The sequence below is a fragment of the Tessaracoccus flavus genome, from assembly GCF_001997295.1.
In the GTDB taxonomy this organism is placed as follows: domain Bacteria; phylum Actinomycetota; class Actinomycetes; order Propionibacteriales; family Propionibacteriaceae; genus Arachnia; species Arachnia flava.
Window position 1 is genome coordinate 3,146,340 of the sequence record NZ_CP019605.1, and the last position, 14,487, is coordinate 3,160,826.

The 14,487-nt window shown below is 68.4% G+C and carries 14 protein-coding genes and 1 pseudogene; 12 read left to right on the forward strand and 3 right to left on the reverse strand.

Annotated elements, in window-relative coordinates:
* Positions 1–21: 21 nt before the first annotated feature.
* Positions 22–816, reverse strand: coding sequence for a deoxyribonuclease IV (locus RPIT_RS14350; RefSeq protein ID WP_077344069.1), 795 nt, complete (start codon positions 814–816; stop codon positions 22–24).
* Between the two features lie 803 nt (positions 817–1,619).
* Between RPIT_RS14350 and RPIT_RS14355 the strand changes: the two genes are divergently transcribed.
* From RPIT_RS14355 to rplI, 8 genes are all read left to right on the forward strand, one after another.
* Positions 1,620–3,407: an AMP-dependent synthetase/ligase gene (locus RPIT_RS14355; protein WP_077344070.1), complete on the forward strand. Its 1,788-nt coding sequence runs from the start codon at positions 1,620–1,622 to the stop codon at positions 3,405–3,407.
* A gap of 315 nt (positions 3,408–3,722) precedes the next feature.
* Positions 3,723–4,052, forward strand: a complete 330-nt coding sequence (locus RPIT_RS14360) for a hypothetical protein (protein WP_077344071.1) — start codon at positions 3,723–3,725, stop codon at positions 4,050–4,052.
* A 19-nt stretch (positions 4,053–4,071) separates the two neighbouring features.
* Positions 4,072–4,449 carry a rhodanese-like domain-containing protein gene (locus RPIT_RS14365; protein WP_077344072.1) on the forward strand — a complete coding sequence of 126 codons (378 nt, stop codon included), beginning with the start codon at positions 4,072–4,074 and terminating at the stop codon, positions 4,447–4,449.
* The gene (locus tag RPIT_RS14370) at positions 4,446–5,171 is read left to right on the forward strand and encodes an SGNH/GDSL hydrolase family protein (protein WP_077344073.1); all 726 of its coding nucleotides are present in this window, start codon (positions 4,446–4,448) and stop codon (positions 5,169–5,171) included. The genes RPIT_RS14365 and RPIT_RS14370 overlap by 4 nt, the downstream gene beginning before the upstream one ends.
* Before the next feature lie 157 nt (positions 5,172–5,328).
* Entirely contained in the window at positions 5,329–5,637 is a 309-nt protein-coding gene (rpsF, locus tag RPIT_RS14375) for a 30S ribosomal protein S6 (protein ID WP_077344074.1), read from the forward strand.
* Between the two features lie 145 nt (positions 5,638–5,782).
* Positions 5,783–6,316: a single-stranded DNA-binding protein gene (locus tag RPIT_RS14380; protein ID WP_077344075.1), complete on the forward strand. Its 534-nt coding sequence runs from the start codon at positions 5,783–5,785 to the stop codon at positions 6,314–6,316.
* Positions 6,317–6,414: 98 nt separating this feature from the next.
* Complete coding sequence (rpsR, locus tag RPIT_RS14385; RefSeq protein ID WP_077344076.1) at positions 6,415–6,654, forward strand: 30S ribosomal protein S18; 240 nt, start codon at positions 6,415–6,417, stop codon at positions 6,652–6,654.
* 17 nt (positions 6,655–6,671) lie between these two features.
* Entirely contained in the window at positions 6,672–7,118 is a 447-nt protein-coding gene (gene rplI, locus RPIT_RS14390; protein WP_077344077.1) for a 50S ribosomal protein L9, read from the forward strand.
* Positions 7,119–7,515: 397 nt separating this feature from the next.
* Here the strand turns inward: rplI and RPIT_RS14395 are convergent, their stop codons facing one another.
* Complete coding sequence (locus tag RPIT_RS14395; RefSeq protein ID WP_077344078.1) at positions 7,516–8,565, reverse strand: adenosine deaminase; 1,050 nt, start codon at positions 8,563–8,565, stop codon at positions 7,516–7,518.
* 188 nt (positions 8,566–8,753) lie between these two features.
* On the opposite strand from RPIT_RS14395, the gene RPIT_RS14400 reads away from it, so the two are divergent.
* The 4 genes and pseudogenes from RPIT_RS14400 (at position 8,754) to RPIT_RS15400 (ending at position 11,956) form a co-directional block, all read left to right on the forward strand.
* A complete protein-coding gene (locus tag RPIT_RS14400; protein WP_077344079.1) occupies positions 8,754–9,611 on the forward strand; it encodes an alpha/beta hydrolase in 858 nt (285 codons plus the stop codon).
* Positions 9,608–9,781 carry a hypothetical protein gene (locus RPIT_RS15140; RefSeq protein WP_157633358.1) on the forward strand — a complete coding sequence of 58 codons (174 nt, stop codon included), beginning with the start codon at positions 9,608–9,610 and terminating at the stop codon, positions 9,779–9,781. The genes RPIT_RS14400 and RPIT_RS15140 overlap by 4 nt, the downstream gene beginning before the upstream one ends.
* Positions 9,778–10,692, forward strand: a complete 915-nt coding sequence (locus tag RPIT_RS14405) for an oxygenase MpaB family protein (RefSeq protein ID WP_077344080.1) — start codon at positions 9,778–9,780, stop codon at positions 10,690–10,692. The genes RPIT_RS15140 and RPIT_RS14405 overlap by 4 nt, the downstream gene beginning before the upstream one ends.
* 200 nt (positions 10,693–10,892) lie before the next feature.
* Positions 10,893–11,956, forward strand: a pseudogene (locus RPIT_RS15400) (arginine deiminase).
* Between the two features lie 34 nt (positions 11,957–11,990).
* Here RPIT_RS15400 and RPIT_RS14415 read toward each other — a convergent pair.
* A complete protein-coding gene (locus RPIT_RS14415) occupies positions 11,991–14,375 on the reverse strand; it encodes an ATP-binding cassette domain-containing protein (RefSeq protein WP_077344081.1) in 2,385 nt (794 codons plus the stop codon).
* Positions 14,376–14,487: the final 112 nt, after the last annotated feature.

A 14,487-nucleotide genomic window follows, 5' to 3' on the forward strand; every position in this document is an offset into this window, starting at 1 on the left:
GAATCAGGGGGATGGAGACGGTCACAGGCGGGCGCGTAGCCAGGCCAGGTCGTCGAGGTGTTCGGCAACGCCGCCGGGCGTCTCGAGGATCACGGGGGCGCCGGCCGACGCGACGATGCGGACGAGGGCGTCGGGGTCGGCCAGGCCCTCGCCGAGGTTGGCGTGCCGGTCGGCACCGCTGCCGGCGGGGTCGCGGGAGTCGTTGCAGTGCACCAGGTCGATCCGGCCGGTGATGGCGCGCACCCGGTCGACCAGGCCGTCGAGCTCGGCCCCGCCGGCGTGCGCGTGGCAGGTGTCCAGGCAGAAGCCCACCGAATCGAAGTTCGGCGAGCCGGCCAGGGCCTCCCACAGGCGCTCGATCGCTCCTTCGTGCCGGGCCATGGCGTTGTTGCCGCCGGCGGTGTTCTCGATGAAGATCGGCACCGACAGATCAAGGCCGTCGACGCACTTGCGCCAGTTCGCGAAACCGACGGCCGGGTCCTCGTCGGCGGTGACGTGGCCGCCGTGGACGACGACGCCGATCGCGCCCACCGCCGCCGCCTCCGTGACCGTCTGTTGCAGCAGCTTGCGTGACGGGATGCGGATGCGGTTGTTGGTGGAGGCGACGTTCAGAACGTACGGGGAGTGCACGACGATCTTCACGCCCGCGGCCTCAGCGGCGTTCCTGAGCGCTTCAGCCCCGCCGGGGAACAGCGTGGCCGGCTTCTTCCAGCTCTGTGGGTCCCCGAGGAAGATCTGCACGATGTCCGCGCCGAGCGCGGCGGCGTCGGCGAGGGGGTCGGTCGAGTTGACGTGGGCTCCGAACAGGGCAGTCATGGGGCCCGAGCCTATCCGCTAGACCCCTGAGCTAGTCCCCTCGTGCTCCCTGAGCTTGTCCTCCGTGCTCCCTGAGCTTGTCCTCCGTGCTCCCTGAGCTTGTCCTCCGTGCTCCCTGAGCTTGTCCTCCGTGCTCCCTGAGCTTGTCGAAGGGTTACGGCCGTGAGGGTGGTCGCCGCCTTGTGGTCGGGGGCGGCGGTGGGTCGCGTGGTCGTGACCTTTCGACGGACGCTCGCTCGTTCCTCGCGAGCTGCTCAGGGACCGCCCTTCGACGGACGCTCGCTCGTTCCTCGCGAGCTGCTCAGGGACCAATCGAGTTCCCTGAGCTTGTCCTCCGTGCTCCCTGAGCTTGTCGAAGGGTTTCGGCCGGGAGGGTGGTCGCCGCCCTGTGGTTGGGGGCGGCGGTAGGTCGCGTGGTTCTGACCCTTCGACGGACGCTCGCTCGTTCCTCGCGAGCTGCTCAGGGGCCAATCGAGTTCCCTGAGCTTGTCGAAGGGTTTCGGCCGTGAGGGTGGTCGCCGCCCTGTGGTCGGGGGCGGCGGTGGGTCGCGTGGTCGTGACCCTTCGACGGACGCTCGCTCGTTCCTCGCGAGCTGCTCAGGGACCAAACCGTGTAGAAGCCCGCTCGACGCAGTGTCTCAGCGTGGCACCCCGCTCAGAGGTGTCGTCGAGCGGTCGTGCACACGGTTCAGCAGGTGTAGGTCGTTACTCGCGAGCTTGTCAGGTCAGGGAGATCTCGGTTACGCCGCCGTAGGTTACCGGTCAGTAGCTAAGTTGGGCGCAGACAATCGAGGGGAGTCGACGTGTCGGATCACGTAGTCGTGCGCGTTCGCGAGGCAATCAACAAGCACAGTCACCGGGTGGCGACCAGGATCAGGGAGGGCGACCGGTGGGTCACCCAGACCTACGCCGAGTTGGGCACACGAATCGACCGCGTGGCGCAGGGCCTACTCGATCTGCGGGTCGAGGCAGGCGGGCGGATCGGCATCTTCCTCAACAACCGCCCGGAATGGTCGGAGATCGACCTGGGCGCCGGAGCCGCCAGGGCCATCCCCGTCCCGTTGTACGCGACGTCGACACCGGAGCAGATCCAGCACATCGCGGCGGATTCCGGCCTCACCGTCATGTTCGTCGGCGGCCAGAGCGAATGCGAGCGTGTCCTGTCCGTGGCCGACGACCTGCCGGAGCTCCGTCAGATCGTCGTCGTCAAGCCGTTCGACGGGATGCCGGACAGTGTCGTGTCCTACGACGACTTCCTGGGCCAGCCCGACCGGGCGGCCCTTGACGAGCGGTTCCGTGAGGCGTCCGGAGAGGACCTCGCGTCGATCATCTACACCTCGGGAACCACTGGCAACCCGAAGGGCGTCATGATCGAGCACCGGGCCCTGGTGGCCCAGAGCGATGCGCTGGACCAGTTCTTCGACATCACACCGGAGGACCACTCGCTGGCCTTCCTCCCGCTCTCGCACGCGCTCGAGCGGGCTTGGACCGCCGTCGTCCTCATCCATGGGGCAATGAACACGTACGTGGAGAATGCCCGCACGGTCGCCGAGCAGATGGTGCTCGCCCAGCCCACCCTGATGGTCAGCGTGCCGAAGCTCTTCGAGACGGTCTTCGCGACGGCGCACGCCAAGGTCGCGGGGTCCGCCGGCAAGAAGAAGCTGTTCGCGTGGGCGCTCAAGGTCGGCCGGCACGCGCAGTACGCCCACCGTGCTGGCCGCGAACCCAGCGCGGTGGTCCGCGCCCAGCTGGCGATCGCCGACAAGCTCGTCCTCAGCAACGTCCGCGCCGCCCTCGGCGGGCCGAAGTCGGTGCTGGCCTGCGGCGGGGCGCCGATCCGTGAGGAGATCGAGGAGTTCTTCGCCGCAGTCGGCCTCCCCATCCAGCCCGGCTATGGATTGACCGAGGCGTCACCGCTGGTGTCGTTCAACTCGCCGTCGGACTTCAAGATCGGCACCGTGGGCAAGGTGCTCCCCGGTGGGGAGATCCGGATCGGCGATCTGGGCGAGATCCTCTATAAGGGCCCCAACCTCATGCGCGGGTACTGGAACGATCCCGAGGCGACGGCCGAGACCATCAAGGACGGCTGGCTGCACACCGGCGACGTCGGCTATGTCGACACCGACGGCTTCCTGACGATCACCGACCGGCTGAAGGACATCATCGTCACCCTCGGCGGTAAGAACGTGGCACCCCAGCCCATTGAGGGCCTGATCCTCTCGGACCCGCTGTTCGAGCACGCTGTGCTGCTGGGCGACAACCGTCCCTTCGTCACCCTCTTGGTCAAGCCGTCGCTACCTCAGGTGGAGGCGCTGGCCAAGGCGAAGAACTGGCAGGGCGAGGTGCAGGACTGGTTGGCCTCGAACGAGTTGCTCGAAGAGTTGAAGAGGCGGGTCGACGAGTTGACCGCCAAACTGCCGAGCCAGGAGCGCCCCAAGGAGACCGGCGTGCTCCACGAGGAGTTCACCATGGATAACGGCCTGTTGACGCCGACCTTGAAGGTCCGCCGTCGCGAGGTGGAGGCCCGCTTCAAGGCCATGGTCGACGACATGTACGCCCGAATGGAGCGCCGCCGCTCCGGCGGAGAGTGACGGGCGCCCGCCGTCGGCACTCTCCGCTGAGATCACAGCCACATCGTCGCCAACCCTCTGAGTGAAACGCCAACCGTCTGCGCGGAACGCCAACGGTCTGAGCGAAACGCCAACGGTTTCGACGCCGACGCCAACGGCGAGGGGCTTCCGCCCCCGAGACTCAGCGACGCCCGTGATATATCGCGGGCATCGCTGAGGCTCGCGGGCCTAACGGAATGACGATTGGCGTTTCCGCCGGACCGTTGGCGTTTCCGCCGGACCGTTGGCGTTCGGTGTGCGGAAGGGCAGGCTGGATGGCGGGCTAACCTGGGGCCCATGGGCAGACGGCGGAAGCTCTGGTGGGCAACCTGGCCAGGGGCGCTCGGCTTCGGTGCGGCGTCCCTGCTTCTCGTTCTCCCCGCTCTCTTCGCCGCCGTCGTCTTCGTTTCGTTACGCGGCGACGACAGCGCGGGGCTGGACTTCCAGGTCGAGGGCCCCGGCGCGGTGTCGCGGATCCTGGCCGTCCTGCTCTTCATCGGCGCGGCCACCCTCCCCGTCCTCACCGCCCGGTGGGCGAGAAAGAGGTGGGCCGGCTACCTGCTACTCGGGGTGGGGCTCAGCGCCGTGGCCTTCATCGTCGGCCTCATCATGCTCGGCGTGCTGTGACGCGTGTCACCATTGGGGAATGGGTATGTTCGACTTCCTCGGCAAGCGCTCGACCGGCCTGACCATCGAGGAGACGCTGATGGCACTGAGCAAGGGTGCGGTGCTCATTGACGTCCGCACTCAGGCTGAATACGAGGCGGGTCACGCGCCCGGCGCCCGCCCCGTCGACCCCAGGTCGCTTCACGACGATCCCGCCGAAGCCATCCACGGCGACGACATCTTCGCCGACCGGGACTCCGCCGTCATCGTCATCTGCGACAACGGGCTGCGCAGTTCCATCGCTGCAGCGGAACTGCGCTCGAAGGGACTTCTCGCCGAGTCTGTGGCCGGAGGCCTCCGGGCCTGGGCGAAGGACGGGAACCCGGTGCTGCCGGGGCCCTATCGAGGGCGGAGATGAACCGACTGGCGACGGTGGCCGGAGTCACCGCCGCCACCTCCGCTACCGCGTTGGCGTCGTGGTTCGTCGGCCACCGCGCGGTGGCCAGGCACGTCGAGCCCTACCGGGCCCACTGGGCTGGGTTGTCCGACGGCGGTGATGGTGTACTGCGCTACGTCGCGCTGGGCGACTCCGCAGCCCAGGGTGTGGGGGCCTCGTCGGTGGAGCGCGGATACGTGGCGCTGCTGGCCGAGCGGCTGGCGGCCGAGAGCGGGCGCCGGGTGTCCGTGACGAACCTGTCGGTTTCGGGGGCGACGAGCGACGACGTGGTGAACGACCAGCTCCCACGCCTGGCCCACCTGCCCTTCACCCCCGACATCGTGACCCTCGATATCGGCGGCAACGACGTCGTCTTCCCGGGTCACAACCCGAAGACCTATGCGGCCAGCATCGCCGTCATCCTCGAGGCGCTCCCGAGCGGATCGTTCGTCGCGGACGTGCCGTGGTTCTCCCTGCCGTTCTGGGGTCGGCAGTCGCGATTGATGTCAGAGGCCGCTGCGAGGGAGGCGGAACGTCACGGGCATCACCTGGTCGAACTCCACCGGATCACGAGGGAGGTGGGGCTGCGATACCACCTCTACACCGCGTCCGACCTCTTCCACCCCAACGACGTCGCCTACGAAGGCTGGGCGGACGCGTTCTGGCAACAGATGGTGGTGAGCGGCCGGGTTCCTGTCACCTGAGCCTGTGTCCCCTGTGGAGCTGGGACTCGGTGGCGCCGTTTGGGTAACCGTCGGGCCGACCGGTAGGGTTGGCCCTTGGCCGCCTTGCGAGGCGGTCTTGCCCTCCTGCCACGGGAACGACCCGTGGCCGTTAGTCCGAAGGAGGTGGGGCTGAAGCATGCGTAAGTACGAAATCATGGTGCTCATCGACTCTGATGTCGACGAGCGTCAGGTGCCCGCACTGGTTGAGAAGCACCTTGAGGTGATCACCAAGGACGGCGGCACCGTCGACAACACCGACATCTGGGGTCGTCGTCGTCTCGCCTATGACATCAACAAGAAGTCTGAGGCGATCTACGCCGTGCTGCAGGTGACCGCGGAGCCCGCGTCCGTGAAGGAGATGGACCGACTGATGTCCATCGACGAGCGGGTCGTGCGCACCAAGGTTCTGCGGCTCGAAGAACCGAAAGATAACAAGGAAGACTGAGTTATCCACAGCGCCCGGTCTGGGTGGGAAACTGTCGGTCCTCACTCCAATAGTGGGAACTGACAACGCAGCCCAGACCTCTAGGTGAGAATCGATCCAAGCTCGAACGCTCACCACCCAAGTCCGCATCGGAAGGCAGAAACACATGGCAGGCGAAACCCCCATCACGCTCATCGGCAACCTCACCGCCGATCCCGAGCTTCGCTTCACTCCCAATGGAGCGGCGGTCGCGAACTTCACTGTCGCGTCCACGCCCCGCACGTTCGATCGTCAGACGAACGAGTGGAAGGACGGCGATGCCATGTTCCTCAACTGCTCGGTTTGGCGTCAGTACGCCGAGAACGTTGCCGAGTCCCTGCAGAAGGGCACCCGCGTCATCGTCTCCGGCCGTCTGAAGTCGCGCAGCTACGAGACCCGCGAGGGCGAGAAGCGCACCGTGTTCGAGGTTGATGTCGACGAAGTCGGTCCCGCCCTGCGCTACGCAACGGCCAAGGTCACCCGCACCCAAGGGGGCGGTGGCGGCGGCGGTGGCAGCTGGCAGGGCAATCAGGGCGGAGGCCAGCCCGGCGGCGGCCAGGGCGGTCAGTCCGATCCGTGGGGCGGCACCGGTACCTCCGGTGGCAACCGCGGCGGCAACGACCCCTGGGCTCAGTCCCAGCCGGAAGAACCCCCGTTCTGATCCACCCGCTCAGCCCCCACCGGGGCTAGCTGGCACATTCCGTCGAAAGACGGGCTTCCCCGGGGCACGTCGTCCCGAGAAACAAGGAGAGCACCACAATGGCCGGTCCACAGCGCAAGCCTGTGAACAAGAAGAAGATCCTGCCGGTGAAGAAGACTCGCGTCTCGAACATCGACTACAAGGACATCAACACGCTCAAGAAGTTCATCTCTGAGCGTGGCAAGATCCGCGCCCGCCGCGTCACTGGACTCTCTGTCCAGGACCAGCGCAAGATCGCCCTCGCAGTGAAGAACGCCCGCGAGGTCGCCCTGCTGCCGTACGCGTCGACCGCACGCTGATCAGGAGGAAGTGAACCATGAAGCTCATTCTGACCAGCACCGTTGACAAGCTCGGCATCGCCGGCGACGTCGTCGAGGTGAAGGACGGCTACGGCCGCAACTTCCTTCTGCCCCAGGGCAAGGCGATCCGCTGGACCCGCGGCACCGAGAAGCAGATCGAGGGCATCAAGCGCGCTCGTGACGCACGCGAGGTCCGTGGCGTGGAGCACGCCCAGGAGCTGCGCACGCAGCTCGAGGGCCTGACCGTCAAGATCCCCGCACGGGTGTCCGAGCAGGGTCACCTGTTCGGCTCCGTCACCACCTCCGACCTGGCCGTCGCGGTCAAGAAGGCCGGTGGTCCCACGATCGACAAGCGCACCGTTTCGTTCGCGAAGCCGGTGAAGACGCTTGGCGCCCACACTGCGGCCGTCAAGCTGCACCAGGCCGTCACCGCGCACGTCCCCTTCGAGGTCGTCGCCCAGTGATCTGAGGCAACCGCGAAAGACCCCGGCTCCGGCCGGGGTCTTTCCATATCCGGAAAAGGTCCCTGAGCTTGTTGAAGGGTTACGGCCCTGTTCCCTGAGCTTGTCGAAGGGTTACGGCCCTGTTCCCTGAGCTTGTCGAAGGGTTACGGCCCCGTTCCCTGCCGCCGCCCCTGACCACGGGGGCGGGGTTCGACCACCGGCCGTTACCCTTCGACGGACGGGCTGCTCGCAGAGCGAGCTGGCCCTGCTCAGGGACCAATCGCGACGCACGGGCTGTTCCCTGAGCTTGTCGAAGGGTTACGGCCCAGATCCCTGCCGCCGCCCCTGACCAAGGGGGCGACGGCCAAAGCTGAGGCCGTCACCCTTCGACAAGCTCAGGGAACAGGGCGCGACAAGCTCAGAAATCGAGCTCCTCGGCGAGCCAGGCGTCGACGTCGGCGAGCCACGCCCGCTTGTCGTCGTCGGACGCGAAGCTGGCCCTGATTGAATCGCGCGCGAGCCTCGCGAGGCCAGCGTCGTCCAGCCTGTGCACGGAGCGGGCGAGCTCGTACTGATCGGTGAGGCGCGATTGGAACAACAGCGGGTCGTCGGCCCCGAGGGCGACGCTGGCGCCGGCGTCGAGCAGCGTTGTCAGGGGCACGTCGTCGACATCCCTGAACACTCCCAGGTGCACGTTGGAGGCAGGACACACCTCGAAGGTGATTCCGCGATCGATAATCCGTGACAGGAGGTCAGGATCCTCGACGGCGCGCACGCCGTGCCCGATGCGCGACGGTTCGAGGTGCTCCACTACCTGGGCCAGATGCCTGGCGCCGCGAAGTTCGCCGCCGTGGGGCACACCCGGCAGGCCGGCGCGCCGGGCGATGCGGAACGCGCCGGACCACTCCTCGGTGCGCCCCTCACGTTCGTTGTTGTTGAGCCCGAAGGCGCATACCTCTCCTGGGCCGGTGCCCGCGCGGCGGGCCGCGAGCCGAGCGAGGGTGCGGGCATCCAGAGGGTGGCGGATCCTGGACGCCGCGACGACGATGCCCACCTGCACGCCGGTGGCGGCCGAGGCGATCGCAGCCTCGTCGCAGACGATGTCGAGCGCTTCCTGGAGGCCCCCGACCGAGCTGGCGTACGACGTCGGGTCCATCTGCAACTCCAGCCGGCGGGAACCCTCGGCCGCGTCCTCCTCGGCAGCGCGTCGCACGACGGTGCGCAGCGCGTGCTCCCCGCGGACCGCGGCGCGGGCGACGTCGTAGAGGTGCTGGAATCGGTTCCAGCCGCGCTTGTTGTAGGGCACGTCGAGCGCGACGCCGTCGACGAGCTTCGTGGGCAGTTCCATGTCGCGGCGCTCAGCGAGGTCGACGAGCGTGGGGATGCTCATCGAGCCGGTGAAGTGCAGGTGCAGATGAGCCTTGGGAAGCGAGGCTAGATCCCGCCGCCGTTCTCCTTCGCCTGCCATGGCCCGATGCTAGCGCCGCGTCTCTACCCGTGCGGCGAAGCGCTGACCCGGGTGAGCGGGTACGTTCAGGAGCCCTTCGATACACGGCCGCTCGTTCCTCGCGGCCGTTACTCAGGGCGACGGGTTGGGTCGCGCGTTCTTCGAGGCCGCTACGCAGGGAGACGTGGGTCACGGCGTAGGCTTGCGGGATGCGTACGTTCACCGTGGAGATGAACCCCGACCGCGAGGTCACCCTCGAGGCGATCCTGTTCGACCGAGCCCTCGAATACGACGGGATGCCGGTGGTGGAGGACCCTCGGCCGGCGATCATCATCTGCCCCGGCGGGGGCTACGAGATGCTGTCGCAGCGCGAGGACAACCCCGCCGCCGTTGCTTTCCTCCGGCACGGATTCAACACCTTCATCCTGCGGTACTCGATCCGCGAGCACGCCAGCTACCCCAACCCGCTCGTCGACGCCGCGCGCGCGGTGCGCTGGGTCAGGGCCCACGCCGAGGACCTCGGTGTCGACCCCGCGTCCATCGCAGTCATGGGGTTCTCGGCGGGAGGACACGTCACGGCGATGCTCGGCACCCAGTGGCAGAACGCCGAACTCCAGGCGGCCGAGAGAGCCGAGTACGAAGCACTCGCAGGCCGTGGGGTGGACGCCAACGCCGGCCTCATGGAACACAGTTCCAGACCGGACGCGATCATCCCCTCCTACGCGGTCTTCAACTTCGACTGGATCCCGGAGGAGTCCCGGCTGCTCCACCGCGCCCCGACCGTCGACTGCATCGCCGGGGTCAGCGACTCGACACCCCCAGCCTTCGTCTGGACCACCGGGGAGGACGAGATCGTTCCCCCGAGCCAGTCGCTGCGCTTCGTCGCCGCGATGGCAGAGGCGGGGGTGCCGTTCGAGTACCACCACTTCGCCCATGGAGTACACGGGCTGGGCGTTGCCGATCCGCTCTCCAACGCCGACCGAGCGACGCTGCCTGAGAACGCGCACGCCTGGGTGGATCTGGCCGCGCGCTGGCTGCGCGCCACCTTCGAGGGGAACTCGTCGTGAGTGCCCGCTTCCTGGTCACCTGGCCCTGCCAGGACGCGTGCGGCACCGTCGAAACCGATGAGCGGGTGGAGGGCGCCCCGGTCTACGCCTGCCCCGGGTGCGACAGCCGCTGGATCGAGCTCAACGAGCGCACGGAGCCGTCGGGGCACGCGGATACTCTGGAGGGATGAACCCTGTTGAGAAGCTGCGCCGGCTGATCGGCCGGACGCTGAGATCAAGGGTGGCGGGGGCCGACGCCGACGCCAAGGCGCTGACCATCTGGCACGCCCCCGGCCCCCGCTGGCACTCCAGCGACGACATCATCTGGCACCTCAACGGCGACGCGGCGATGTACCCGGGCGGCATCCGCGCGCTGCTCCTGCAGGCGCTCCATCCCGCAGCGATGGCCGGCGTGGCAGGCCACTCCGGCTACCGGTCCGACCCGTGGGGCAGGCTGCAACGCACCAGCGAGTTCCTCGCCATGACCACGTACGGACCCATTCCATCGGCGGAGGCCATCATCGCGCGGATCAGGTCGGTCCACGAGCGGGTCCGCGGCAAGACCGACGACGGCACCCCCTATCGCGCCTCCGATCCGCACCTGCTGGCCTGGGTGCACATCGCGGAGACCCAGAGCTTCCTCGCCGCGTTCCAGCACTTCGGCGACCGCCCGCTCACCCAGCGTGAGGCCGACGACTACGTGGCCCAGGCCGCCCCCGTCGGCGAGATGCTGGGTGCCGTCGATCTCCCACGCACCGAGGCCGACTTGCTGGCCGCCCTCGAGGCGTACCGGCCCGAGCTGCGGGCCTCCGCCGACGCCCGCGACACCGTCCGCTTCCTGCTGCACGAGCCGCCCGTGCCGTGGCCCGCCCGGCCCGGCTACTGGATGCTCGCCGCAGGTGCCATCTCGACGATGCCGGTCTGGGCACGCGAGGAACTGGGCCTCCCGACCAGCCGATGGTTCGACCGCCTGCTGGGTCTGCCGTTGGGGAAGGCCTCGACGGCCATCGTCCGGTGGGCGTTGGGTCCCGAGAGCCGCAAGGGTCTCGCGTCCGGTCAACGGAGGGTGCCGCAGCCGGCGCAGGACGCCGCAGGTTCCTGACCGCACCACCCGCGCGGCTCAGCACGGACGGCTACGGTGAGCCTGTGGCTGTGTTGAACGTGACGAGCGAGGTTGGCCCCCTGCGCCGGGTCATCGTCCACCGCCCCGGGATCGAACTCGCGCGGCTGACCCCGACGAACGCCGCCGAGCTGCTCTTCGACGACATCCTGTGGCTGGAGCGCGCCGAGCAGGAGCACGACGTGTTCGCCGAGGCGCTGGCGTCGTCGGGTGCGGAGGTGCTGCACTTCGACGACCTGTTGCGCCGGACGCTGGCGGTGCCTGAGGCGCTGGCCTGGGTGCTCGACGAGACGATCGACGAGCGCACGTTCGGGCCCACCTGGCGCAGGCGCTGCGCGAGCACCTCGACTACGCCACCCCTGACGTCCTCTACCGCGTCCTGGTGGGCGGACTGACCAAGGGCGAGGCGCTGGAGCGGATGCCGGTCCCGGACTCGGCGGTCTTCCAGATGGCGCACCGCAACGACTTCCTCGTCACTCCGTTGACCAACCATCTCTTCACCCGCGACGCCACGTGCTGGATCGGGGGAGGCGTCTCGGTCAACTCGATGCGCCACCTCGCCCGGCGCAGGGAGGCCGTGCACTACCGGGCGATCCTGCGGTGGCATCCCATGTTCGCCAGCGCCGACTTCGAGGTCTGGTCCGACGACCTCGAAACGGGCGCGGCGACCCTCGAGGGCGGCGACGTGCTGGTGCCGACGGCGGACGCCCTGCTCGTCGGCATCTCGCAGCGCACGTCTCCCCAGGCCATCGAACGGCTGGCCATGCGCCTCTTCGACGCCGGGCAGATCGAGCGCATCGTCGCCGTCAGGCTCCCCGACCGGCGCGCGTTCATGCACCTCGACACGGTGCTGACGATGGTCGATGAGGAGACGTTCCTTGTCTACGGCGACCTGCCCGAGCCGGAGTGCTACCTCATCGAGCCCGGCGACGCCCGGCGCCCGCTGCGCACGACCCTGCTCGCGGGCCCGCTGGCGACGAGCCTGGCGCTCGCCGTCGGCCACGAGGTCCGAGTGCTGTCGACGGCGCAGGACGCGTTCGCGCGCGAGCGGGACCAGTGGGACGACGGCTGCAACGTGCTGGCGGTGGCGCCGGGCGTCGTCGTCGGCTACGAGCGCAACCAGGCGTCGATCGCCGACCTCAAGGCTGGCGGTATCGAGGTGATCGAGGTGCCGGGCTCGGAACTTGGGCGCGGACGCGGTGGGCCGCGGTGCATGTCGTGCCCGATCGAGCGCGCCCCGCTCTGACCGTGTCGAGGTGAGCGGGGCTTCCGCCCCGATCTCAGCGGCCCACGTACTGCGCCAGGTGCTCACCGGTCAGCGTCGACTGGGCTTCGACCAGCGCCGCGGGGGTGCCCTCGAACACGATGCGCCCGCCGTCGTGGCCGGCCCCCGGGCCGAGGTCGATGATCCAGTCCGCGTGCGCCATGACGGCTTGGTGGTGCTCGATGACGATCACCGACTTCCCGGCGTCGACGAGGCGGTCCAGGAGAGCGAGAAGCTGCTCGACGTCGGCCAGGTGCAGACCTGTGGTGGGCTCGTCGAGCACGTAGATGTCGCCTTCCTTGCTGGCCATCGCGGTGGCGAGCTTGAGGCGCTGACGCTCGCCGCCGGACAGCGTGGTGAGCGGCTGTCCCAGGCTGAGGTAGCCGAGCCCGACGTCCTGGAGCCGCTGCAGGATCGCGTGTGCCGCGGGCGTCCGGGTCTCCCCGTCGGCGAAGAACTCGACCGCCTCGTCGACGGGCATCGCCAGCACGTCGGCGATGTTCTTCCCACCCCAGCGGTACTCGAGCACCGCCGCCTGGAACCGACGGCCCTCGCACTCCTCGCACGGTGTGCTGACCGTGTCCATGAACCCCAGCTCGGTGTAGATGACGCCCGCGCCGTTGCAGGCGGGGCAGGCGCCCTCGGAGTTGGCGCTGAACAGCGCCGGCTTCGTGCCCGTGGCCTTCGCGAACGCCTTGCGGATCGGCTCCAGCAACCCGGTGTAGGTGGCCGGGTTGGAGCGGCGTGACCCCTTGATGGGTGCCTGGTCGATCGAGACGACCGGGGCGTCCTTGGGCATGGATCCGTGGATGAGGGAACTCTTGCCCGACCCCGCCACGCCGGTGAGGACGGTCAGCACCCCGAGTGGGATGTCGACGTCGACGCCCTGCAGGTTGTTCGTCGTCGCCCCGCGGATTTCCAGGGCGCCGGCGGGTGCGCGCACCTCGTCCTTGAGCTCGGCCCGGTACCCCAGGTGCTGCCCGGTGAGCGTGCCCGACCCGCGGAGCCCGTCGAGGCTCCCCTCGTAGCGGACCTCGCCGCCGTGGCTGCCGGCTCCGGGCCCGAGGTCGACGACGTGGTCCGCGATCGCGATGAGCTCCGGCTTGTGCTCGACGACCAACACCGTGTTGCCCTTGTCGCGCAGCTCGAGCAGGAGGGCGTTCATCTTCTGGATGTCGTGCGGGTGCAGCCCGATCGACGGCTCGTCGAAGACGTAGGTGACGTCGGTGAGCGCGGAACCGAGGTGACGGATCATCTTGGTGCGCTGCGCCTCGCCCCCGGACAGCGTGCCCGAGGGCCGGTCGAGGGAGAGGTAGCCCAGCCCGATCTCGACGAACGAGTCCAGCAGCTCCCCGAGCGCCGTCAGCAGGGGAGCGGCCGATGGTGCCTTGAGCTGCCGGATCCAGCTGGCGAGGTCGCTGATCTGCATCGCGCACAGGTCGGCGATGCTCTTGCCCTCGATGGTGGACGTGCGGGCGTGCTCGGCGAGCCGCGTGCCCGAGCACTCGGGGCAGACCTGGAACGTGACGGCGCGCTCGATGAACGCGCGGATGTGCGGTTGGACGGCGTCGGGGTCCTTCGTCAGCATCGACTTCTGAATCTTCGGGACGAGACCTTCGTAGGTGAGGTTGATGCCGTCGACGCGGATCTTCGTCGGCTCCTTCCACAGGAAGGCCTCGAGCTCGCGCTTCGAGAAGTCCTTGATCTTCTTGTCGGGGTCGACGAGGCCTGACCCGCTGTACATGCGGACGTACCAGCCGTCAGCGGTGTACCCGGGCACGGTGATGGCGCCCTCGCTGATCGACTTGTCCTCGTCGTAGAGCTGAGTGAGGTCGATGTCCTCGACCCGCCCGCGGCCCTCGCAGCGCGGGCACATCCCGCCGACCAGCGTGTAGGTCTTGGCCTCGCGTTGGACGCGCCCGGCCTTCTCGGTCTTCAGCATCCCGGAGCCCGTGACCGACGGCACGTTGAACGAGTAGGCCTGGGGCGAACCGATGTGGGGGTCGCCGAGCTTGCTGAAGAGCAGGCGCAGCAGCGCGTTGGCGTCGGTGACGGTGCCGACGGTGGAGCGGACGTTGGCGGCCAAGCGCTCCTGATCGACGATGATCGCGGTGGTCAGCCCGTCGAGCCGGTCGACGTCGGGGCGAGCCAGCGTCGGCATGAAGCCCTGCACGAATGCGGAGTACGTCTCGTTGATCATGCGCTGCGACTCGGCCGCGATCGTGTCGAAGACGAGCGAGCTCTTGCCGGAGCCCGACACGCCGGTGAAGACCGTCAGCCGTCGCTTGGGAATGGCCAGGGTGATGTCCTTGAGGTTGTTCTCGCGGGCACCTTCGACGCGGATCTGATCGTGGGAGTCTGCAGGATGCGTGGTCACCGATTCACCTTGCCACGCTGGCATGCGGATGGCTACCCCCTGCGTGTGCTCCCTGAGCTTGTTGTTTCGTGCTGCCTGAGCTTGTCGTTCGTGCTCCCTGAGCTTGTCGAAGGGTTACGGCCGTGTCTGTGGCTGC